Source organism: Dorea sp. AF36-15AT, from assembly GCF_003477705.1.
Lineage (GTDB): Bacteria > Bacillota > Clostridia > Lachnospirales > Lachnospiraceae > Claveliimonas > Claveliimonas ammoniilytica.
Genome location: NZ_QUDV01000002.1, coordinates 13203 through 32484, shown reverse-complemented (window position 1 = coordinate 32484; position 19282 = coordinate 13203). Strand labels below are relative to the sequence as shown.

The window sequence follows — 19282 nt, the reverse complement described above, 5'->3', positions numbered from 1 at the left end:
CTAAGTGGCAAGCAATGCCTCTGTGGCCACAAGTGGCACAAAGGCGGCTTGTTGGGGCTCGCCCCAAACCCGTATCTTCGGGCCAACATGGCCCGAAGTGTCAGCGTCGCTTTGCTCCTTATTTTCATAACCTTAACGCTCCTTTTCCTGCTTTCTTCCCGGCTCGGTGTAGCCCATCAGAGTGTCAATGTTCGCCTTGATCGTGACGATCTCCTGCATATCTCGTCGTGCCTTCTGGTATTCTCCATAGAGCTGTTTTTTCTTTGCTGTGAGCTTACGGCCTTCCTCCTTCAGCACATCCATTTTAGGGAGCTTCGCCCCGTCCAGCAGAGAGCGCATTTCCGCTTGTGCAGCCCGGTACAGTTCAAGGTCGGCCTCATGCTCCGCAAGAAATTTCCGGCTGTACTTCGTCGCCTTATACTGCTCAAAGACCGGACGGGTTTTGGCATACTGAACCGTTGCGGCCTTTAGCCCGGCATTGGTTTTCATGGCCTGTTCCGTCTGCTTGATCTGCTCGGAAATGGCATGGAAACGGTCTGCCGCCTCGGTGGCTTTCTGTGCCAACTGCTCATAATCGGTCAGTCCATTGTCCTGTATATAGGCAAGGGCAGCGGCCATCTGCTTAATGTTAAATACCTTCGCCCAGCGTTCATATCCCGGTCCCTTACCGGCAGCCAGTTTAACTTGAATATCCACTGCCAGACTGATTTTCCGCTCCGAATGTCCGGGGCGTTTTTCTTTACCCTCAATGGCGACCAGAACATCTTGCAAGTCGTAGCCGTCCCCCAGTGTGGAGGCGCGCAGACGGGTAAAGCGTTCCTGTCCCTGCCCGGTCAGTCGGAAGCTGATACCGCCGCCCCGAACCGTCTTGACCTCATATCCGGCCCGCTTCATCAGATTGAGAAATTCGTCCAGATCAGCGGGGCGTTCCGCCAGTGCAGTATCAATGGCGAGGCGCAGCCTGTCCTGATAGGAAAGCGGCCCTTTCCGGTCTTTCTGCCATTCTCCATAATTCCGATACTTACCCTTGCTCCGGGGCTTCGGGTTCTCCACGATGGACAGCCCGTTTTCAAGGCACAGCCTGTCAGAGAGCCGCCGAAGGGCGAAGCTGGAGCCCCAAAAATTTCGGAATTTCCGGGTGCAGTCAAGGGTGGTGGAGTTGTAATAAATGTGACAATGGATGTGCTGCTTATCGGTGTGCGTGGTAACGATAAAAGCGTGCCGCCCCTTCGTCCAGCGCATAGCCAGCTCATAGCCGATACGGTTCGCCTCCTTCGGGGTGATCTCGCCCGGATAGAAGGATTGTCGTATCTGATAGCACAGCACATCATTTTCTTTTTTCTGTTCCCGGCCCGTCATAGCGGCATAGCTGGCCTTTGCCAAAAGGAACTCGTCCGCCACGGTGGCCGGATCACATTCATAAGCGGAGATATACTTTCCGCTTTCTGTTTTTTCCGGGTCCTTGCCATAGTCCAGACAATCCCGGATTGCCTCAGCAATCGTTTCGCCTTCGCCCGCATGGCGCTGCAACAAAGTTGTGGTAGCCAGAAATCATCCCTCCTTTCCATGAGAAAGGGGCGGCCCATTCAGACCGCCCCGACTTCGGGCCAGTATGGCCCGAGGCTGCTTAACTTGCCAGAAACCGGTACAGAGCGGATTTGCCTCCGTCCAGTGCCCAAAGAAGGGAGCCCGCCGCCGCTTGCAGTCCATACGGCGAAAGAAGGAAGGCAAGAAACAGAAATACAATCCCTCCTATGGGCGTCGGCGTGAAAAAGAGAGCGACACCCAGCACCGCCAGGATCACAGAGGCAATCGTCAACAGGACGGCACAAATATCAAACAGGAACACCAGCAGAGCCGCCAGAAGGGACAACGCTAAAGCAAATGGAGCAACCAACATTTTCAGCAGTATCTTCATCTTCAAAACCTCCTTTATCTATCCTTCCTACCTCTATTTTATCATGCCTGCCCGGGGACATAAATGTTGCGAAAGATTAGTAAATCCTGTCCCAAAGGTATGAAAAAAGCAGGACACTTTTTATGTCCTGCCGTCGTCCCATATTGATAACATCAATCTCATTAACCATAAACTAAAATTCATGTTAGTTTAACAAACCGGAAGTTTTCTCGCATTCTACGCAAACAAATTCTTCATCTTCAATTATATATTCCTTTATCGCCTTAGCAAGCTCATTTGGATTATCAAGATTAACCTCATGCTTAGAATTATTGATGGTTATGAATTTAGCTCTCGGTAATCTTTCTGTAAGCTTCACAGCAACCGTTTTATTTACATTATCTTTTTCCCCACAAAGAACAAGAACAGGACAAAAAATCTTTTCAATATCTTTAGTAAAGTCCATATTGACCATTGAATTTGTGAGTGTAATAAAATCATTTTTTGTTAATCCAATATTTTGAAATTGACTTTTAGGCATGAATTTGAACACTAAATTCTGTACTCTGAGTAAAAATTTAGGCATATCATACTGGGGTGCAATCAGTACAAGTGACATTACTCTTTGTGGAAAGTCAATAGCATAATTCAATGCAAGAACTGCACCAAGAGAAAGACCACACAGATTTAGTGGATCAGAAAATTTATTACAGTAATCACAAAAAGCAGAATATATTTTATCGTAATAGCAGTTTCCTTTTGTAAAAAAATCACTTAATTCCAAACAGACTGTTTCAATATTGTCAGGTAAAAACGATATTGTTTTATCCCAGCTAGACGCATTTTGTCCCATTCCATGTAAAAATATATATTTCATTTAACACCTCTAACTTCTCATTTTCTTTAGTCTATCTCAAAATTTTATGTTAGTCAATCTTCGGGTCATGCTGGCCCGAAGTGGTAAAAAAAGAACAGGGCGGCAAGCCCCGCAACGGAAGCCTGCCGCCCTCGTCTTACTTTGCCACCAGCTCGGAGAGCTCCCGCAGCACCTTTGACACCTCGCCCCACAGCTTTTCATAGTCCCGCTTCAATCCGTCGATTTCCTCCGGGTACACGCCATAGGTGTGTGCGTGTACGGCGACCTGATTGAGATTGTTGGAACAGCGCCGTTGCAGAGAGATCAGTTCTTTTACGGGCGCAAGGTCGATGTGCAGGATATACCCGTTCAGAGCCATTTTCCGTACATAAGCCCCGGCGTTGGAAATGCCCGCCTCGGCCATCCGTTCATGGATGGCTGCCAGCTCGTCCGGCGTTACCATGACGTGCAGATGGACATTCCGCTTGCGGTTCTCCATCAGCGTTCCAGCTCCCGGCCTTTCCGGCGCTCTTTTGGCTCCTTTACCTTATCCAGCGGTTTTGCGTCCAGTTCCGGGGGCGTGGGCGGGATGGGCGTGTTGTTGGGTACGCCGTCGATCATGTTGCAGTTCAGCTCCGTGGAGAGCTCGGCGGTTTTCAGATAGTTGTCTTTTTCGTGCATGGCGATCCTCCTTTATCGTTCCTCATGGTTTTTATGGCTCCGCTTCTGGCCGGGCTCCTTCGGGGGTTCCTGCCCTCTGGTTCCTTCTTTGAGCCGGGCGGTAATGGATGGGCGCACCCGGTCAGGATTGCCCGGTGCTGGTTTCAGTTCATAATCCTCCATCTGCTTTTCGGTCAGCGGCTTTGCGTAGGTCAGTTCGCCCCATGCCATCAGCCTGCCGTCTGCCACAGGACGCCGCCTGTCGTCATCGTAGTTGACGATGGAAAGAGGCTGGTTATCCGGCGGCTTCGGGTAGGTGCCTATGTCCACGGGCCGCTGGGTGGAATAATAGCGGTAAACGCCCTCCGGTCCCAGCTCGGTATGCTTGACCGCCGCATGGTAAAGCTGCTGATAGTCGTCCACCCGGCGGTCAAAGTCCCTCTGCGCCCACGCTTGACTGGTTCCATAGCGGCCCCAGTAGTAATCCCGATGGCCGTTTTCTCCCTTGGTAAACTGCCAGGTCACAAAGGGGCTCGGCGCTCCCGGATTATGCCCCAGCGCAAAGCCGTGTCCGGTTTCAAAGGTGGCAGCTTTCAAAATCACATATCCTTGTACTGTCTCCAAGAGATCCCTCCTTTCTGTGCCTCGGGCCAACATGACCCGAAGTGCTGGATGTTACGAAATAAGAGGGCAGACCGGGGAGGAATGTAATAAGATATTCCCACCCCGGAAACACCCTCCAAAAAGCCCGGAATGTCAAGCCTTTGGAAGCGGCAAATCGTAACAGCCGCCCGGCCTTTTCTCCCGCATTTTCCTCATGCGTTCCCGGCTTTTTCGGCGGTTCCCTTCGGCCTTGCAGGCGTCGGAACAGTAGGCTTGACGCCCCTCGGGCAAAAACGCCTTTCCGCAGACCGCACAGGCTCGCAGCTCCGGGGAGATGCCTTCCGTTGTCAACGACGCTTGAAGCTCCGGGTTAAGAGGCAGGACAGCCTCACGGAAATAACGGCAGTACGCCCCTGTCCAGCACTTGTGCAGCATATAGCAGGCACAGTCAAGAGGAAGGCACAGGCCGCTTTCCCGGTCATAGTTGGCACACATCCCCGTGACAAGAGAACGGATTTTCTTCTTCTCGTCACGGGTCAGCTCCCGGGCGTCCATTTAAGACTTCGGGCCACGATGGCCCGAAGGGCGGGGCTCCACGATCAGCGCCCGGAACTTCTTCCGGCACTGTTTTTTCTTTCCTTTGCACTCCTTGTAGTAACGGCATCCCTTACAAGGGTCGTCATTGTCCCAGCCGGGGTGCGGTACTTCCTTCATCATTCGTTCAAAAGGGCTGCTTGTAAAATTCATTCTCATTCCTCCGTATCTTCCTCCCACGGCGGGGTATCTTCGTCCTCGGGTTCCTCTGCGATCTCCTCCAGCTCCCCGTCCTCATATTCGCAGTAATCATCCTCCAAATCCGGGGCCTCATGCTTCGGCTTGTAAATCTTGAAATAGTAACCAATTCCACCGCCGGCCAGCACCACCGTACCGATCAGGAGCAGAGAGAGAAGGGGGCTGTCCTTTTTCTCCGGCTCGGGTTCCGGTACTTCCTCCACCGGTTCGGTGGGCTTTGGCTCTGGCTCCGGGGTCACTTCTTTGGGCGGTTCCTTACCCTGTTCGGCAAGAGGCAGAAGGTCGTCTGTGGTAACGGTATTGAGGAAATAGACGTTCTCGCTGGTTTTCTGTTTGTCGATCACCAGATAAAACACGCTCTCGTCTGCTGTGGTAATGGTGTAAAACTCTTTACCGTCCTCGTCGGTGGCGTTGTCCACCACGGTTCCCGTCCCGTCCGGGGTAAAGGGGTTCTGTGTTTCCGGCTCCGCTTCGGTTTCCGCCGGGGCGGGAGCTGTCTCCGGCTGCGGCTCGCTGCTCTGGGCGTAGGCCGGGACCGTAAAGATCAGGCAACACAAAAGGCTGGCAGCCATCGCCGCCAGCCTGCGGTATTTAGTTTTTTTCATGGGCTGTGTCCTCCTTTTCGGGTGCCTCCGGCTTCGGGTCAGTATGGTCCGAAGCGGTAAGGCTGTTTTTGGGGTCATTCAGAAATGCCATCAGCTGGGCGGGCGTCAGTTTAAGGGAGCGCACCGCCTGCACGATCTGGCTGTTTTCTTCCTCCTGTTTCTGCTTTTCCAGCTCCCGGATTTTGGCCTGCCACTCGGCAGCCTTCTCCCGGGCTTTTTCCAGTTCCTTATCGAGCTTGTCGATCTTGTTCATGCAAGGACTCCTTTCCTCTGGCTCACAAACGCCCGAAGGCATAGAAATGTGTCTGCCAGTAGCTTGAATTGATGTTTGCGTATTGGATGGGCGAACCACAATGGAGCATCATCCCGTCGCCCACATAAATCCCCACATGGGACACAGGGCCGGGGCTGTCATAGGTTCCCGTGAAAAAGATAATGTCGCCGGGCTTTGCCTCGGAGGGGGAAATGATAGCGCACTGGTTATAAATGCCCTGTGCCGTGGTACGGGGCAGGTTGTGGACGCCGCTGGCCGTGTACACCCAGCAGACAAAGCCCGAACAGTCAAAGGAGGTGGACGGGCTGGAGCCGCCCCACACATAGGGCCAGCCGATGTACTTTGTGGCTTCTTCCATGAGCGCCGCAAAAGCCGGGTCATCCAGCGCCTCGCCGGGTATCTCATAGCTGGGGCCGGTATCTTCGCCGCCGTTGTAAATCCCCTCCCACAGATAGGGCTTGTTGCCTTTGAGCTGCTGCATAACGGTGTATATCTGCCTCTGCTGTTCGTCAAGCCTCGGCAGGATCACGGCGGGCAGCGTCTTGTTTGTGAGGGTCACATTTAAGATGTAATACTCATAGGGGACTTCCTCGGTGGTGGTTTCCCCGGTCTCCGGGTCGGTGCTGGTTTCGGTGCGGTAGCGTATCTCGACTTCCTCCGTCAAGGTCAGCTCATACTGTGCCTCGAAGATCTCCCGCAGCTCGTCCTGCACCTGTTCACGGAAATAGACATGGTACTTTGCCGAGAGATAGGACGCCAGCTCATAGGGGTTATGGCCGATCTCGTCCACGGAATAGCGGTACTCGTCATAGCCGGGATGGGTGCTTTCAATGTTCGCTACCGTCTGCGCCAGCTCGTTTTCCAGCGCCGTGTAGTCCTCGTCCACCCCCAGCAGGTCCGTATCCTCCGAGGCGTAGGAGGTGCCGGATAACGCATTGGCAAGGCCGCTGCCAAGCGTGGGAAAAATGGAACTTACCGCCGACACAAGAAAACAGAGCAGCAACAGCAGGAGCAGGATCAGCACCGCCACAGGATGACGGGTCACAAACTGTGCCGCCCGACGGGTCGCAGTTCCCGAAGCGGCAGCGGTTTTCTTTGCGGTCTTTGCGCCCTGTTTTGCAGCCGCCTTTGCTTCTTTGGAATACCGGCGTTTCAGTTTCCATTTCTGCTGCACACGGGAAAGCGGATTGCTGGCAAGCTCCGGGTGCTCGGAGGCCATCTTCTGAAAATCCATATTGGCCCGGGCTTTTATGTCCTTCCGTTCCCATTTTGCCACCTTCCGGGCCGGGTGCTCCCGCCAGCGGCGTTTGGCATACCGGGTCAGTTTCCGGGCTCCGGCCTCTGCGGCCAGCTCGGATTTATGGGCTCCTTCCACACCCACATTTTCATGCTCAACCTCGTGTATCTTGTTGTGGAGATAAAACCATGCCTCGGTGCGGGCTCCCCGGACAGCTTTCTTCGCAAGCCCCGGCGGCTTCTGCGCCGCCCGTTTCGCCTCGACCTTATCCAGCTTCTCCCGGGCCTTTCCCAGCTTTTCCCCGGCGCGCTCCGCTTTGGCCTGCGCCTTCTGGTACTTGTCCTTTTTACTCCCGGCCTTCTCGGCGGAGCCCTCCGGCTCCTGTGCCCTGCCGGTATCCTGCGGCCTGCTCGCTTCATCCTCCTGCCTCATGCGGTCAGAGGGACGGCTTTTGCGGCTGTCCTCTTGAAACTTGCCGCTTTTGGACTTCGGGCCATCATGGCCCGAAGGACTGTCCTGCCCGGCATCCTCGTCCTCAAACCGCAGACGTCGGGACGGTGCGGGGGAAGGTCCTTCCCGTTCTGCCGGTCCGGGGCGATTGTCCCCGGTATCCTCCGTCGGCCCCGGCCTTTGAAAATTCCGTTTGTCCGGTTTCTTTCCGATAATGTATCCCTCCTTTCCAAACCTCGGGCCATCATGGCCCGAAGTGTGTTACGCCCGGTTCATTTCCTGTTTTTTGTCCTCCGGGCGGGTGGTCATAATGGCGTACAGCTCGGTATTCTGCGGGAAGCGGTCAACAAACGGGATGGTGGTATTCCCGAAGAACAGCAGCCCTTCGCCGGAATTGGTATGGGTCACATAGGAAAGCTGGTGGGGGCTGATCCCAAGCTGTTTGGCTAAAATCTGCCGGTCCCCCTGTGCCTGCGAGAGCAGCACAAGGAAGTCCGAGTTTTCAAAGATGTTCTCAATCTCCGGGCTTGCCAGAAAATCCTTTACATTCTGCGTTAAAGCACTCGGAACGCACCCTTTTTTTCGCAGCATTTTCCAGATCGCCACACAATAGCTTGCCGTCAGACGGTCACGGAGCAGCACATGAAATTCGTCAAAGTAACACCATGTGGCGATACCGCGGAGGAAATTCATGGACACCTGCGAGTTTACCAAGTCCTGCATAATGAGCATGGCAATCGTCCGAAGCCCGGCCCCCAGCTTTTTTAAGTCAAGGCATACCAGACGGCGGTTTAAGTCCACATTGGTTTCATGGTTGAACACGTTAAGGGAGCCCGACACATAAATTTCAAGGGCCGTCGCCAGCCGCACCGCCTCGCCCTCCGGCTGGGAACAGAGCAGGTCATACAGGGTTTGGAGGGTCGGCATTTTGCTTGTTTCCGGGTCCTGCAAGTGTTCCCGGTACATCTGGCGCACACAGCGGTCAATGACGGTACGCTCCACCGGCTGCAAGCCGTCCTTGCCGCCGACGATCAGCTCCATCAGCGACAGGATAAAGTCGGCTTTCAGTGCCATCGGGTTTTCCTCGTCAAAGCTCAAATCAATGTCCATCGGATTGATGTGGTGGGGGCTGTCCGGTGCGATCTCGATGACCTGTCCGCCCAGCCGCCTGATAAGGGGCGAGTATTCGCCCATCGGGTCCACCACGATAATGCGGTCTTTTGTGGCAAGGAACACGTTCACAAGCTCCCGCTTTGCGGCGAAGGATTTACCGGAGCCCGGCACACCGAGGAACAGGCCGTTGGGGTTTTTGAGCTTTTTCCGGTTTGCCATGATGACGTTATGGGAAAGGGCGTTGAGCCCGTAATAGACGGCTTCGCCATCCATGCGGAGCTCCTGCGTCATAAAGGGAACGAAAATGGCCGTGGAGCTGGTGGTCATGCCGCGCTTGATCTCAATGCCGTTATGGCCCAGCGGAAGGCTGGAAAGAAAACCGTCCTCCTGCTGGAAGTCCAGCCGCTTCAAGGTGCAGTTGTATTTCTGGACGATACCGGACACCGTGAACAGGTCGTTGTCCAGCTCCCGGCGGGTCGGGGCCATGTTTACCACAAGGAAGGTCAGAAGGAACATTCTTTCATTCCGGCTCTGTAAATCTTCCAAGAGGGTCTTTGCGTCGTTGCTGTACGTTACAAGGTCAGGCGGGAGTATGTCCATGTCGTACCCTGACCGGGCTGCCTTTTTTTGTTCCTCCACTTTCATCTTGTCAATGTCGGAGACTTTGGCCTTGATGGATTTTACGGCGGCGGCCTGATCGACGGTCTGGATATGGAGGGTAATGGTCATTTCCGCATCCATTTCCAAAAGCTCCGCCAGCAGCTTGTCCGAGAGCTCCGAGGCCAAAATCTGCAAGTAAGAGGCAGCGCCCCAGGTCGTCCCCACCCGGAACAGTCGGCTGAAACGGAAATCGAAGCTGTCCGGGGCGATAAAGTCTTTGGTGGAAAGCCCGGTTTTGGGGATCATATCCCATGAAAACCGGAAGGGGGAGCCGCTGCCGGGGTGGAGTTGCCCGTGAAGAAGCTCCAGCCGTTCCAGCCCCGAAAGGGAACGGCACTTGACGCCCAGCTTTTTGAAGTTCCCGCAAATGTCCGCCTCTACACGTTCCAGCCTTGCCCTGGCGGTGGGAAGGTCGTCCACGTTCACGCCGAAGGTCAGGAGCTTTGTGCGGACAATGCCGTTGTTGCTTTTGGCGATCTGGTTTTCCAGCATTTCCACATACTCACACCGGACGCTGTTGTAATCATCGTCCTGCATGGGGATGTTCACGCTGTACCGGCTGCCCGGGCGGCTCCGGTGGTTGAGGAAGGAAAGCTGGAACGGAAGGCTGCTGTCAAAGTAGTTGAGGCAGGCGCTCCACCCGTCAAAGATGGCTGCCTGATCTTCGGACTGTGCGAGCTGGTAGTTGATGTCCTCGTATTCAATGGTTTTGGTGTAATAGCGGTCCGCTACCCGGCACACCCCGTCCCGGTACATTTCCCGGTAAGGGAGGGTCTGCTGGGCGGTGGTGGGAATGTTCTTTCCCTTTGTGAACAGGCCGAGAAGGCCCTGCTTTTCAGGCTTTTTGCCTGCGGGCTTTCCGGCCCTTCTGCTGTTTCGCAATCGGCTGCGCCTCCTTTCTGGCGCTAAGCAGCGCATAGAAATTTTCGGTTTTGTAAGGCCGCACACGGGGATAGAGGAACCGGGTGCGGATGATGTTTTTCAGCACTTTTTCCAATGGCAGGCCGTCCCGCTCATACATAGCCAGAAAGAAGAACGGGAGCATGAGACCGATCATCAGGAACATGGCGGCGCTGTTCCCGATACTGCCACGGGAAAACAGGTAAGCCGGGAGGCCCACCGCCGCTGCGCCGGAAAAACAAACAAGCTGGCGCTTCGTCAGATTGAAGGCCAGCTTTGTCTTGATTTTGGAAAGGTCTTTTGGTACTGGCACATAGGCCATTTGAGTACACCTCCTTTACTGCTTCGGGCCAGCATGGCCCGAGGTTATCTTGCGGCCTCTTTGGCCGGGGCTGTGCTGCGGGCAGCTTCGACGGCTTCTCGTCCGCTCTGCCTTGCCCGCCAGTATTCGGGGTGATACTGCCGGATGGACTGATTGAGTTTTTCTTCAAACTGTTCTTTGTCCTTAATGCGGTCAGGGATGTTCCACAGCTTTTTGTCCAGCAGCTCCCGGAGCACCACACTTTCCTGTGCGTCCTCCTCATAGCAGATATAACCCTTATCCTTGAAGCCGCACTTTTTCGCCGCCGGGGAGAGGACGGCGGCTACCTCATTTGCCACCATCGTTCCGCCGTGGCTGGCGGTAGATACCAGAAACACCCCCGGACAGAGGGTTTCACAGCTCTGCACCTCGCCCCACGGGGAGCTTTTCGGCGCATGGAACATTCCGCCCGTCCGGCTCCGGTCCGCCTGCATGAGCGCCGCCTTTTCCAAGATGGCCTTCAGCTCCGGGGAAAAGTAGGCGTATTCCCGCAGGACACGGGCGGCCTCCCCACCACAGGCGTTCATCAACAGGGTATAGGCGTCGCTGTCCGCTTTGGTACAGCGGCCCAGCAGTTTTCCGTCGTAATAGCAGGCCGCGTCATAGCCCGTCCGTTTGCGTGGCATGGTTCCCGCCTCCTTTCTGCTTCGGGCCAGCATGGCCCGAGGTCAACGCTCCGCACCACGGCTGGTCTTTTCCTTTGGGGGCCGCTCTGCCTTTGCCTGCTCGGCAGCCGCTTTCCCGGCTTTGAGCTGGTCGCTGATGGACGCACGTCCCACAGAGCCGCGCTCCGCCATCTGTTCCAGCTTTGCCTCATAGGCTTGCAGAACAGCGGTATTGAGCTGTTCCCGGAACTCCTTTGTGACAGGGTAGGCCATATCCCGGTAGCCGCCTTTGCCGTCCGGCTGGCTGGGCATCCCAAGAAAGAGGCCCTTGCTGCCCTGTACGATTTTCAGATTTTCCACCACAAAGCAGTCATTGAATTTCACGCTGGCAAAGCCCATGAGGTTTTTCACAGGTTCGATGACCCGCACGCTTACATCCAGTTTCAAAGGGGCGGCTGGTGTTCCGCCCACAGTTTTTTCCTGCATGGATTTCTCCTTTCCGCTTCGGGTCATCATGGCCCGAAACTGTTACAAGTTTACAGTGCTTTCAACTTCGTTTCCCCACACGTCCCATCCGGGCTTTTTTTCTCTGGCGAACAATTCCACTCGTGGTATATCGCCCATCAGTTCTACAATTTTCCGCCTGGCCTCGTCCGGCTTTTTACTGTGGCGCTCTATCGGGGAAACAATAAGCTGATGGACACCGGCAGACTTACGCTTCGGATGTCCTTTTACTGCTAAAAGACAAATTTCTGCATTGCCTCTGGTCCAGTACCCCAGACCGTAAAACCATGAGTAGGAGCGCCGGTTCCTCTTTATCCATACAAAAGCCACAGAACGATAAGAAAAGCCCCATGCTTTAATGACCTTTAAGGCTTCCGGCAGTTGTGGGAATGTTGCCCACAGAAACAGAACGCTGTCTTTTGCAGCCAAGTCGGCCACCGGAAGGGAACAGATTTCTTCAATACTCATAGTGGGATAATGAAGTTCTGCTGATCCCTGCCTGTTTTTCTGCTCATACCGCCACGGTGGATCTGCATAGATTATCGAAAATTTTTCTTTCGGCATGATCCTCCTTTCCGCTTCGGGTCAGAATGGCCCGAAGTCTCTTAATGGCAGCCGAAGATGGATTTTGCAAGACTGCCTGTTTTGAATAAGGTAAAACACAGCAGCACCGTATATCCCACGCAGCCCCAGATCGCCCCGATAGGGTCGCCGTCGGTGGCGATACTCTGGATCAGCACCGCATAGATGGCGACACAGACTAAAATCAATAGGCCTTGAAAGCCCACCGCAAAGAGGGAGCGGAAATAGTTCTGCCCCATGTGTCCGGTTTCCCTGTTGGGGACGGTGGCAAACGGGATAGGTGCTAAACTTGTGAGTAAATAAATTTCAATCATACGGCCATATACGATGACGAAGATCACGATATTAAGGGCAATCATGGTAAGCTGGATCAGGAAGGACTGGAGCCAAAGCCCGAACAGGGGACCTAACTCCATCGCCTCAAGCTCTGTCCGCAGACTGTCCAGCACATCCGGCGTGATCTCTGTCCCGCCCTGGATAATGCCCGCTGACTGCTGGATCACATGCTGGCTCACATCAAAGACCGCCAGCACGATATTGAAGGTATTCGTCAGGATCATCACAGCCACAAAGGTTTTGAACACCCACTTAAAAAACATCCATGTGTCAACTTCATGTAGGTTGTTGCGTTCTATGAGCATCTGTATCAGCTCATAAGTCATTACAAAAGTGAGGATGACCCCGGCGATTGGAAGGATGGCAGTTTCGGAGATCTGTCGTATCATGGAAAAGACCCCGGCGTTCCAGTCCGCCGGGGTCGTGCCTACCTGTGTGGCGATCTCGCCAACGCTCTGATTGACGTTATCGAAAAGGCCGTCCAGATTTCCCATGATACCATCGACGAGCAGACCTTTCAGCCATTCAACGATTGCGTCGATGATAAAGTCCATACATCAGCTCCTTTTCTGGAAAAAGGGACAACGGGTGACACTTAGCTGAACAGGCCGGACAGCAGAGGGATAAGCTGAAGGCCGATCAGAACGACACCGCCACCCGCCATGAGCTGCTTAATGCCCTGTGATTTTGCTTATGTGTGATAAAGAAGTAATAGAAGTGTAAAAAATTTTGCCGTTCCTATCCGGCACATGAGGTATGTCGGATAGGTCGGGCGGTTAGGTGTCGGGCAGTTCTACCTTGCCGACAAAAGAATAATAGATTTCGATTTCCTGTCTGCGTAACTTGCCCCGGCGTTTCCCGTCAAGGGCAACGCTTTCATGGACAACGATTTTCTCCACAAACTCCCGCAGCAGAGTAGGGGTAAGTTCTTCAATGGTAGTGTGCCTGCGTACCACATTCATAAACTTTTCAGCGTTTGCGGTGGCTTCCTGCGCTTTGGAAAGTTCTTCCCGCAGTCTGGCGGCACGTTCTTTCAGTTCTTTCTGCTCGGCTTCATAGTCTGCCGACAGCTCTGTGAAACGCTCGTCCGATATGCGCCCGGTTACGCTGTCCTCATACAGCCGCTTGAAGATAGCAGATAACTCGGCTATGCGTTTCTCGGCGGCTTCCAGCTCCTTTTTCTTGGCGGCGTTCCTGCGTCTGTCCCCGTCCTCATTCTGCTCGATTAAAAGCTTCATAAACCGGGCTTCATGCTTTGCCGCATAGCTGGTAACTTTCCGCAGATTGGAGAGTACGCCAGCGGTCAAGAGGTCAGTGCGGATAAAGTGCGCTGTGCAGTCGGCGGTGCGTTTCTTGTAGCTTCCGCAGATATAACAGTCCTGCTTGCGCTTGTCCGTCTGGTATCGCTGCTGGTACATGACGCTGCCGCAGTCGGCACAAAAGAGTATGCCGGAGAACAAGCCCACTTCGTCATAACGGTTGGGGCGTTTGCGCTGCTTGCGTAACTCCTGCACCCGTTCCCACGTTTCCCGGTCAATGATAGGCTCATGGTGGTTCTCAAAAACCGCCTGCTTTTCCGGGGGATTTTCTATGCTGTGTTTCAGCTTGTAGGACGGCTTCTCGGTCTTAAAGTTTACCAGACAGCCCGTATATTCCCGGTTTTCCAGCAGATGAACCACGGTATTGGTCGCCCACTTGCACTCATAGCCGGGGTGGTAGCGGCGGGTGCTGCCCGTCCTGCGGTATTCCAGCGTCCCCGGCGTGGGGATTTGCTGCTCGGTCAGCATACGGGCTATCTTGGTCGGACCGTTCCCGGCAAGGCAAAGGCTGTAAATCTGCCGTACCACCGGGGCGGCTTCCTCGTCAATGATAAAGTTTTCGTCCTCGTCCATGAGGTAGCCATAGACGGGCTTGCTTGTGATGGGCTTTCCGCTCATGCCCTTAGAGCGTTTTACTGCCTTGATTTTCTTGCTCGTATCTCTCACCAGCCATTCGTTAAAAATGTTCCGCAGCGGGGCAAAATCATTTTCCCCCTGTGCGCTGTCCACTCCGTCATTGATAGCGATGAAGCGGACACCTTTCTGTGGGAAAATCATTTCTGTGTACATTCCCACCTGTAAGTAGTTTCGCCCTAACCTCGACATATCCTTGACGATAACTGTCCCGACTTTCCCTGCTTCAATGTCTGCAAGCATGGCTTGAAATCCGGGTCTTTGAAAGTTCGCACCGGAATAACCGTCGTCGGTGTACCAGCGCAGATTAGAAAATCCATTCTGTTTGGCATAGGTTTCCAAAATCCTCTTTTGGTTGGAAATGGAATTGCTCTCGCCTTGCAGCTCGTCCTCATGGGACAGTCTTGGGTAAAGGGCGGTAATGAGTTGCTGGGTGGTCTGTCTTAACATAAATTCCTCCGTTTCCGACAGCCAGCCCCACTATTCCGTACCTTGATTGTACCACATGGGGCGGCTGTCTGTATAGCGGCAAAAGCGTCAAATCTGCTTCTTTACGGTCGGTAAAAATGACGGTTTTTCAATCAGGCTTATCACAGGTCAAATATCCGGCGGCGGCTTCTGCTTCCAGCACTTTCATCATCTTGTCAGCGGCGGTGTCGGTCGCCCCCTCCTTGAAAAAGCCAGACACCACAAGGATTGTGTTGCCTATCCTCGTTTCGGTCACGCAGTCCGGGCGGCGGGCAGGGCGTTTGTTTCTCTGGGTGTCGGTCATAGGCAAATCTCCTTTCCGGCAAGCAGCCGTTTCAGCTGTTCCATTTTTCCCTGTGCGGCGGCTTTCCTCAAATTCTCCCCGGTAAAGCAGAGAGGGGAACACATTTCAAGCAGGCGGTCATAAATCCGGGCGTGGGCGGTGTCCTCCGGGTGCTGCAATTCCTCCAGCGTGAGGTTGGTCGTCACAATCAGCGGCTTCCTGCTCCGGTAGCGGCTGTCAATCACATTGTAGACCTGTTCCAGACCGTATTCTGTGCCACGCTCCATTCCAAAATCGTCAATGATGAGCAGGGGGAAGCTGCAAAGGCGGGAAATATATTCGTTCCTGCCCGCAAAGCTGGCGGCAAGGTCGTTTAATATTGCTGCAAAGTTTGTCATGCACACCGGGACTTCCTGCTCCATGAGGGCGTTTGCAATACACCCGGCAAAATAGCTTTTCCCAGTGCCTACCCTGCCCCACAAGAGCAGCCCGTAGTTCCCGTCCTTTATCTGTTCCCAGCGTGCCACATATCCGGCGGCGTTCTTCATCTGCGGGCAGCTGCCGTTATCGTTGGCAAATGTCCAGTCCTGCATGGTCTTGTCTGTAAAGCCCTGCCGTTTCAGCCGTTCCACCGTTTCAAGGTGGCTGCGCCGCTTCTCGGCGGCTTCCCGTTCCTTACGGGCTGCCCGCTGGCAGTCGCACTCTGACGGGTGGCGGTCACGCCCGAAAAAGGTCTTGCCCTCCGGGAAATAGGCTTCTTTGGGTTTCCGGCATTTGCCGCAGTATAAAAGCCCGTCCTCCCCGGTGTAATCCTCCGGCTCGGCTGTGGTGTCGGTCATAGGCAGTATGGTGTTGTGGATTGTATCGGTCATAGGCTTTCTCCCTCCTTGAATGAATAGTCCGGTATGCCTTTCTTTGGCTTCTCTTTGGCAGCGTCCTCCTGCGCCCACTTGTAAATGGTGGCTGCATGGCTCTGGTACTGCTTCCCGGTGGAAGCGATGTGGCAGGAAAGGCGGTCAAGGTAATACTCCCACTTGCCGGGGAAGTCCTGTTCCAGCTCCAAAAGTTCTGTGTCAGAAAGAAATACATTTTTATATCTGCCATAAGCGGCGGGGGGCTGCCCCTCACTCGCTCCTTTTGTTTGGCTCTCTATTAGGTTGTTTATATTAGTTTGGTTAGGGGACGGTTTTCCGACCGTCATAAGGTCAGTTTTCCGGCTGTCAGTTGGTCGGTTTCCCGCCCTTATGAGGGGCGGTTTTCCGTCCGTCAGTTGGTCGGAAAACTGTACCACTGGGATAGGCGGCACTTTCACATACAGACGGTTGGCGGCAGAAAAGCCCGTCCGTCTGCGTTCCAGCAGCCCGGCAGCGTCCAGTTCGTTCAGTGCGCCCTTTATGGTGGTGCAGCCTTTATCCAGCATTTCCGCTATCTCTGCTATGGGGTAGACAATGTATGTCCGTCCCTCGCTGTCCTGCCAGCCGTTCTTCTGCGAAAGGGTGGAACGGTCTAACAGCAGCGCATATAACTCTCTTGCGGTGTGGGATAGGTCTGTTTCCAGCAGGAAACGGGGGTAAGGCAGGTAAGCGGGCAGCTCCGTTCCTGCGGTCATATAATCAGCGATAGGGTTCACCTCCTTGTGGTGTCTGTCTGTGGGTTCTGTTACGCTTTTAGGGGGCGTTTTTAAGGGAAAAGGATAAATGTATCACGCACCCTTTGACACCCTCCAAAAAAGCCTTGATTTATGCGGGTTTGAAATGCCCTAAAGCGTGACATTTCTCCCTTTGTTTCCGCTTCCGTTTGGCGGCGTTTATCCGCTTCATGCGTCCGGCGCAGTCCGGGCAGTATTTCCCCCGGTTGGATTTTGGGAAGAAGAACGCCCCGCAGACAGCGCAGCGTTTCCGGCTTCCCCGGCGCAAGAGGGCGGCTTCCAGTGCTTCATCAAGGGGCAGGACAGCGGCGGTAAACCAGCGGCAGAGCAGCGAATAGCTGATACTCTGTACACACACGCAAGGCTCGCCGTCCTCCAACAGCAGGCAGTTCCCGCTGTCATAGTTGCAGCACTCATGCACAAGGCGGCGGGCTGCCCGGTACTGGCGGTAGTCCATGCGGGGGATATTACCGTTCATGGCTCTGCTCCTTTCTGCGCTGCGGCTCGCTCCGGCGTAAAATCTGGTCGATATTGCCCTTGACAGTCTGCAAGCGGCGGTACTCCTCCCGTTTTGCCCGGTAATCGTTGTAGCCGCTGTTTTTCTCTTTGATAAGGCTTTCAATCTCTGCTTGCAGGGATTTATAGCTCGGCAGCTTGGAAATGCCGTTCTCCCTGAAATAGCGGGCGGCTGCGTCTGCTATGATAAAGTCACTTTCATGCTTCTGACGGTAGGCTGCTTTTGCTTTGGCGTTTTTCTGCTGTTTCAGCCCGTCCCGGACAGGGCGGGTCTTGGAATAGGCAAGCACCTGCCGTTGCAGCTCCTTTTTCCCGTTCAGCGTCTTTTCCACCTGCTTCAACCACGCAAGGCTTTCCTGCATGGCGGCATAGGCGGCAGAACAGGCTTCGTCCAGTTCCTCCGGGGAGGAAAAGCCGTACTGCTGATAGGCGGTAACGGTAGCTGCCATTTGCTTTAGGTTGTGCTTTGCCGCCCAGCGGTCATAGCCCACGCCCTTGCCCTCGGCTCGCTTGGCTTCCCGGTCAACCATGCGCTGCAAGGTGTTGTCTGCCGGGGTGGTTTTTGCAGCTTTTTCCCCTTGTAACGGCTTTTTAACTGCGGCAGGGTATTCGGGTATGGCTTTGGTCTGTTCGGCAGCTCTGTGGGCGTTCTGCGTGAGCAGGGCAAGGACAGCAGCCTTGTCAAAATCGTCCCCCAGCTTTCGGGCTGTGATAGGCTTTGTCCTGTCCGGCGTGAGGTAGGAAAGCCGCCCCCGGCTCTCCTTGACGGTCACACCCTCCCGCAGCAAAAGGGAAGAAAACTCGTCAAAGCTGCCAGCTTGGGAAAGTGCCTGCCGTATCGTCCGGCGCAGCTTCGCCTTGTCCGTTTCAAACTTGGTGGGCTTGGTCGGCTGTCCGGCGGCTTCTCTGGCGGCGTTCTCTTTGTCAAGGGCAAGCTGCCCTTTCTTTGCCGCCCAGTATTCCCGTTCGGTTATCCGTTCCTTGCTGCCGTTCAAGAGGTCGATTTGGTAAAGCCCCTCCCGGTGGCACATTTCCATGACTTCGCTCTTGAAATATTCCATAGCGGCGTTGGTGCAGCGGTGCTTGCAGCCCTCCAGCGTGTCGGCTGGTCTGTCCATGTAGGGCAGAAGCGGGACTTCGTAAATCCGCAGGGAGTTGATGACGATATGCACATGGATATTCCCGCTGTGGTTATGCCCGTCCGGGTGGGTGCAGATTAGGGCTTGGTGTCCGGGGAAATGCTCCTTGCAGAACTGCTCGCCCAGCTCCTGCGCCCGGTCTACGGTCAAGCCGTTGTCTGTCCCGTCCCGTGGGTCAAAGCTGATGATATAGTGGTGGCTTTTCACATCTTCCCGTTTTTGGTTTTTCTCATAGCGGAGATTGGCTCGCATACAGGCAACAGCGAAATCCTCGCCCCCGCAGTTGAGGGAAGAAATGCGGTAATCCTCCCTCGGTATCAGCCGCCCGTTTTCATCAAGGGTGGCTTTCATGGTAAACTCGTCATGCTCAAATGTGAGATAGGCTTCCGCTGCGCCATAGTCGGCGTTTTTAGAGCTGATATGTTTGAATGTTGCCAACAGCGTCACCCACTTTCTGCAAGACTTCAAACTTTAGGGCAGCAAGGTCGGAAACCGCCGCCCGTACCTCCCCGGCAAGCTGCGGATAGGGACTGTGCCACTCGTTCAGCGTCCGGGCTATCTGGTTTAAGTTGCCGCCGATCCTCCCGTATTCGGCGGTCAGCTTCCCGACAGCGGCAAGCAGCTCGTCATTGATGGGGGAAACGGTTATGATGGGGCGTATGGCTGCCCCGGTTATGGCTTGCCGGATAAACTCGGCTTGGCTCATGTGGTAAGCAGAAAGCCGCTGGGCAAACTCGGCGTATTCTTCCTCGGTCATGCGTGTTTTGACTACCCGGCTGCGGTGCGGCGTGTTGTATCGTTTCATAGGTGGTTGACCTCCTTTCTGTGCGTGGTGTCCTCT

The 19282-nt window shown here is 54.5% G+C and carries 23 protein-coding genes and 1 pseudogene; all 24 read right to left on the bottom strand.

Going from position 1 to position 19282, the window contains the following annotated elements:
- Positions 1-132: 132 nt before the first annotated feature.
- Positions 133-1548 carry a relaxase/mobilization nuclease domain-containing protein gene (locus tag DWZ93_RS04315; RefSeq protein WP_118426941.1) on the bottom strand — a complete coding sequence of 472 codons (1416 nt, stop codon included), beginning with the start codon at positions 1546-1548 and terminating at the stop codon, positions 133-135.
- Positions 1549-1627: 79 nt separating this feature from the next.
- Positions 1628-1918, bottom strand: coding sequence for a CD1845 family protein (locus DWZ93_RS04310; protein ID WP_117506417.1), 291 nt, complete (start codon positions 1916-1918; stop codon positions 1628-1630).
- Between the two features lie 184 nt (positions 1919-2102).
- Positions 2103-2774 carry an alpha/beta fold hydrolase gene (locus DWZ93_RS04305; protein WP_117506416.1) on the bottom strand — a complete coding sequence of 224 codons (672 nt, stop codon included), beginning with the start codon at positions 2772-2774 and terminating at the stop codon, positions 2103-2105.
- Positions 2775-2910: 136 nt separating this feature from the next.
- Positions 2911-3252 (bottom strand): plasmid mobilization protein, encoded by a 342-nt coding sequence (locus DWZ93_RS04300; RefSeq protein WP_015553878.1) that lies wholly within the window; start codon positions 3250-3252, stop codon positions 2911-2913.
- On the bottom strand, positions 3252-3434 hold the full coding sequence (locus DWZ93_RS04295) for a DUF4316 domain-containing protein (RefSeq protein ID WP_117506423.1): 183 nt from the start codon (positions 3432-3434) through the stop codon (positions 3252-3254). Before DWZ93_RS04295 ends, DWZ93_RS04300 begins: the two co-directional genes overlap by 1 nt.
- 12 nt (positions 3435-3446) lie before the next feature.
- Positions 3447-4037 (bottom strand): hypothetical protein, encoded by a 591-nt coding sequence (locus tag DWZ93_RS04290; protein ID WP_242985288.1) that lies wholly within the window; start codon positions 4035-4037, stop codon positions 3447-3449.
- 132 nt (positions 4038-4169) lie between these two features.
- Positions 4170-4571: a cysteine-rich VLP protein gene (locus tag DWZ93_RS04285; protein WP_117506421.1), complete on the bottom strand. Its 402-nt coding sequence runs from the start codon at positions 4569-4571 to the stop codon at positions 4170-4172.
- A 194-nt stretch (positions 4572-4765) separates the two neighbouring features.
- The gene (locus DWZ93_RS04275; RefSeq protein ID WP_055150056.1) at positions 4766-5413 is read right to left on the bottom strand and encodes a DUF4366 domain-containing protein; all 648 of its coding nucleotides are present in this window, start codon (positions 5411-5413) and stop codon (positions 4766-4768) included.
- Positions 5400-5666 carry a DUF4315 family protein gene (locus DWZ93_RS04270; protein ID WP_117506432.1) on the bottom strand — a complete coding sequence of 89 codons (267 nt, stop codon included), beginning with the start codon at positions 5664-5666 and terminating at the stop codon, positions 5400-5402. Before DWZ93_RS04270 ends, DWZ93_RS04275 begins: the two co-directional genes overlap by 14 nt.
- Positions 5667-5688: 22 nt before the next feature.
- Complete coding sequence (locus DWZ93_RS04265) at positions 5689-7356, bottom strand: C40 family peptidase (RefSeq protein ID WP_117855351.1); 1668 nt, start codon at positions 7354-7356, stop codon at positions 5689-5691.
- Positions 7357-7635: 279 nt separating this feature from the next.
- On the bottom strand, positions 7636-10065 hold the full coding sequence (locus DWZ93_RS04255; RefSeq protein WP_416810430.1) for a VirB4-like conjugal transfer ATPase, CD1110 family: 2430 nt from the start codon (positions 10063-10065) through the stop codon (positions 7636-7638).
- Positions 9983-10369, bottom strand: coding sequence for a PrgI family protein (locus DWZ93_RS04250; RefSeq protein WP_023042364.1), 387 nt, complete (start codon positions 10367-10369; stop codon positions 9983-9985). The genes DWZ93_RS04255 and DWZ93_RS04250 overlap by 83 nt, the downstream gene beginning before the upstream one ends.
- 44 nt (positions 10370-10413) lie before the next feature.
- A complete protein-coding gene (locus DWZ93_RS04245) occupies positions 10414-11067 on the bottom strand; it encodes a DUF7007 domain-containing protein (protein WP_117506429.1) in 654 nt (217 codons plus the stop codon).
- A gap of 9 nt (positions 11068-11076) precedes the next feature.
- Complete coding sequence (locus DWZ93_RS04240) at positions 11077-11499, bottom strand: SpoVG family protein (protein ID WP_330417401.1); 423 nt, start codon at positions 11497-11499, stop codon at positions 11077-11079.
- A gap of 42 nt (positions 11500-11541) precedes the next feature.
- Complete coding sequence (locus DWZ93_RS04235; RefSeq protein ID WP_023042361.1) at positions 11542-12081, bottom strand: MT-A70 family methyltransferase; 540 nt, start codon at positions 12079-12081, stop codon at positions 11542-11544.
- Between the two features lie 41 nt (positions 12082-12122).
- Complete coding sequence (locus DWZ93_RS04230) at positions 12123-12989, bottom strand: VirB6/TrbL-like conjugal transfer protein, CD1112 family (RefSeq protein WP_118426945.1); 867 nt, start codon at positions 12987-12989, stop codon at positions 12123-12125.
- A 41-nt stretch (positions 12990-13030) separates the two neighbouring features.
- A pseudogene (locus tag DWZ93_RS14930) lies at positions 13031-13126 on the bottom strand (Maff2 family mobile element protein); the annotation flags it as partial.
- 85 nt (positions 13127-13211) lie between these two features.
- Complete coding sequence (locus DWZ93_RS04220) at positions 13212-14837, bottom strand: recombinase family protein (protein ID WP_002594230.1); 1626 nt, start codon at positions 14835-14837, stop codon at positions 13212-13214.
- Between the two features lie 127 nt (positions 14838-14964).
- The gene (locus tag DWZ93_RS04215; protein ID WP_002594231.1) at positions 14965-15159 is read right to left on the bottom strand and encodes a transposon-encoded TnpW family protein; all 195 of its coding nucleotides are present in this window, start codon (positions 15157-15159) and stop codon (positions 14965-14967) included.
- Positions 15156-16010 (bottom strand): ATP-binding protein, encoded by an 855-nt coding sequence (locus DWZ93_RS04210; protein ID WP_002594232.1) that lies wholly within the window; start codon positions 16008-16010, stop codon positions 15156-15158. The genes DWZ93_RS04215 and DWZ93_RS04210 overlap by 4 nt, the downstream gene beginning before the upstream one ends.
- On the bottom strand, positions 16007-16747 hold the full coding sequence (locus DWZ93_RS04205; protein ID WP_002594233.1) for a replication initiator protein A: 741 nt from the start codon (positions 16745-16747) through the stop codon (positions 16007-16009). The genes DWZ93_RS04210 and DWZ93_RS04205 overlap by 4 nt, the downstream gene beginning before the upstream one ends.
- 130 nt (positions 16748-16877) lie before the next feature.
- On the bottom strand, positions 16878-17264 hold the full coding sequence (locus DWZ93_RS04200) for a cysteine-rich VLP domain-containing protein (RefSeq protein WP_002594234.1): 387 nt from the start codon (positions 17262-17264) through the stop codon (positions 16878-16880).
- Positions 17254-18879, bottom strand: a complete 1626-nt coding sequence (locus DWZ93_RS04195) for a relaxase/mobilization nuclease domain-containing protein (protein WP_002594235.1) — start codon at positions 18877-18879, stop codon at positions 17254-17256. The genes DWZ93_RS04200 and DWZ93_RS04195 overlap by 11 nt, the downstream gene beginning before the upstream one ends.
- Positions 18851-19246 (bottom strand): plasmid mobilization protein, encoded by a 396-nt coding sequence (locus tag DWZ93_RS04190; protein ID WP_002594236.1) that lies wholly within the window; start codon positions 19244-19246, stop codon positions 18851-18853. The genes DWZ93_RS04195 and DWZ93_RS04190 overlap by 29 nt, the downstream gene beginning before the upstream one ends.
- Positions 19247-19282 lie beyond the last annotated feature (36 nt).

What these genes read in the sequence shown, in the direction of transcription:
- DWZ93_RS04265 (WP_117855351.1), bottom strand. Translation starts at nt 7,356, where the DNA reads ATGAGGCAGGAGGATGAAGCGAGCAGGCCGCAGGATACCGGCAGGGCA.
- DWZ93_RS04220 (WP_002594230.1), bottom strand. Translation starts at nt 14,837, where the DNA reads ATGTTAAGACAGACCACCCAGCAACTCATTACCGCCCTTTACCCAAGA.
- DWZ93_RS04300 (WP_015553878.1), bottom strand. Translation starts at nt 3,252, where the DNA reads ATGGAGAACCGCAAGCGGAATGTCCATCTGCACGTCATGGTAACGCCG.
- DWZ93_RS04310 (WP_117506417.1), bottom strand. Translation starts at nt 1,918, where the DNA reads ATGAAGATACTGCTGAAAATGTTGGTTGCTCCATTTGCTTTAGCGTTG.
- DWZ93_RS04235 (WP_023042361.1), bottom strand. Translation starts at nt 12,081, where the DNA reads ATGCCGAAAGAAAAATTTTCGATAATCTATGCAGATCCACCGTGGCGG.
- DWZ93_RS04285 (WP_117506421.1), bottom strand. Translation starts at nt 4,571, where the DNA reads ATGGACGCCCGGGAGCTGACCCGTGACGAGAAGAAGAAAATCCGTTCT.
- DWZ93_RS04255 (WP_416810430.1), bottom strand. Translation starts at nt 10,065, where the DNA reads ATGCGCTGCTTAGCGCCAGAAAGGAGGCGCAGCCGATTGCGAAACAGC.
- DWZ93_RS04270 (WP_117506432.1), bottom strand. Translation starts at nt 5,666, where the DNA reads ATGAACAAGATCGACAAGCTCGATAAGGAACTGGAAAAAGCCCGGGAG.
- DWZ93_RS04210 (WP_002594232.1), bottom strand. Translation starts at nt 16,010, where the DNA reads ATGACCGATACAATCCACAACACCATACTGCCTATGACCGACACCACA.
- DWZ93_RS04250 (WP_023042364.1), bottom strand. Translation starts at nt 10,369, where the DNA reads ATGGCCTATGTGCCAGTACCAAAAGACCTTTCCAAAATCAAGACAAAG.
- DWZ93_RS04190 (WP_002594236.1), bottom strand. Translation starts at nt 19,246, where the DNA reads ATGAAACGATACAACACGCCGCACCGCAGCCGGGTAGTCAAAACACGC.
- DWZ93_RS04240 (WP_330417401.1), bottom strand. Translation starts at nt 11,499, where the DNA reads ATGCAGGAAAAAACTGTGGGCGGAACACCAGCCGCCCCTTTGAAACTG.
- DWZ93_RS04230 (WP_118426945.1), bottom strand. Translation starts at nt 12,989, where the DNA reads ATGGACTTTATCATCGACGCAATCGTTGAATGGCTGAAAGGTCTGCTC.
- DWZ93_RS04275 (WP_055150056.1), bottom strand. Translation starts at nt 5,413, where the DNA reads ATGAAAAAAACTAAATACCGCAGGCTGGCGGCGATGGCTGCCAGCCTT.
- DWZ93_RS04205 (WP_002594233.1), bottom strand. Translation starts at nt 16,747, where the DNA reads ATGACCGCAGGAACGGAGCTGCCCGCTTACCTGCCTTACCCCCGTTTC.
- DWZ93_RS04305 (WP_117506416.1), bottom strand. Translation starts at nt 2,774, where the DNA reads ATGAAATATATATTTTTACATGGAATGGGACAAAATGCGTCTAGCTGG.
- DWZ93_RS04245 (WP_117506429.1), bottom strand. Translation starts at nt 11,067, where the DNA reads ATGCTGGCCCGAAGCAGAAAGGAGGCGGGAACCATGCCACGCAAACGG.
- DWZ93_RS04295 (WP_117506423.1), bottom strand. Translation starts at nt 3,434, where the DNA reads ATGCACGAAAAAGACAACTATCTGAAAACCGCCGAGCTCTCCACGGAG.
- DWZ93_RS04200 (WP_002594234.1), bottom strand. Translation starts at nt 17,264, where the DNA reads ATGAACGGTAATATCCCCCGCATGGACTACCGCCAGTACCGGGCAGCC.
- DWZ93_RS04215 (WP_002594231.1), bottom strand. Translation starts at nt 15,159, where the DNA reads ATGACCGACACCCAGAGAAACAAACGCCCTGCCCGCCGCCCGGACTGC.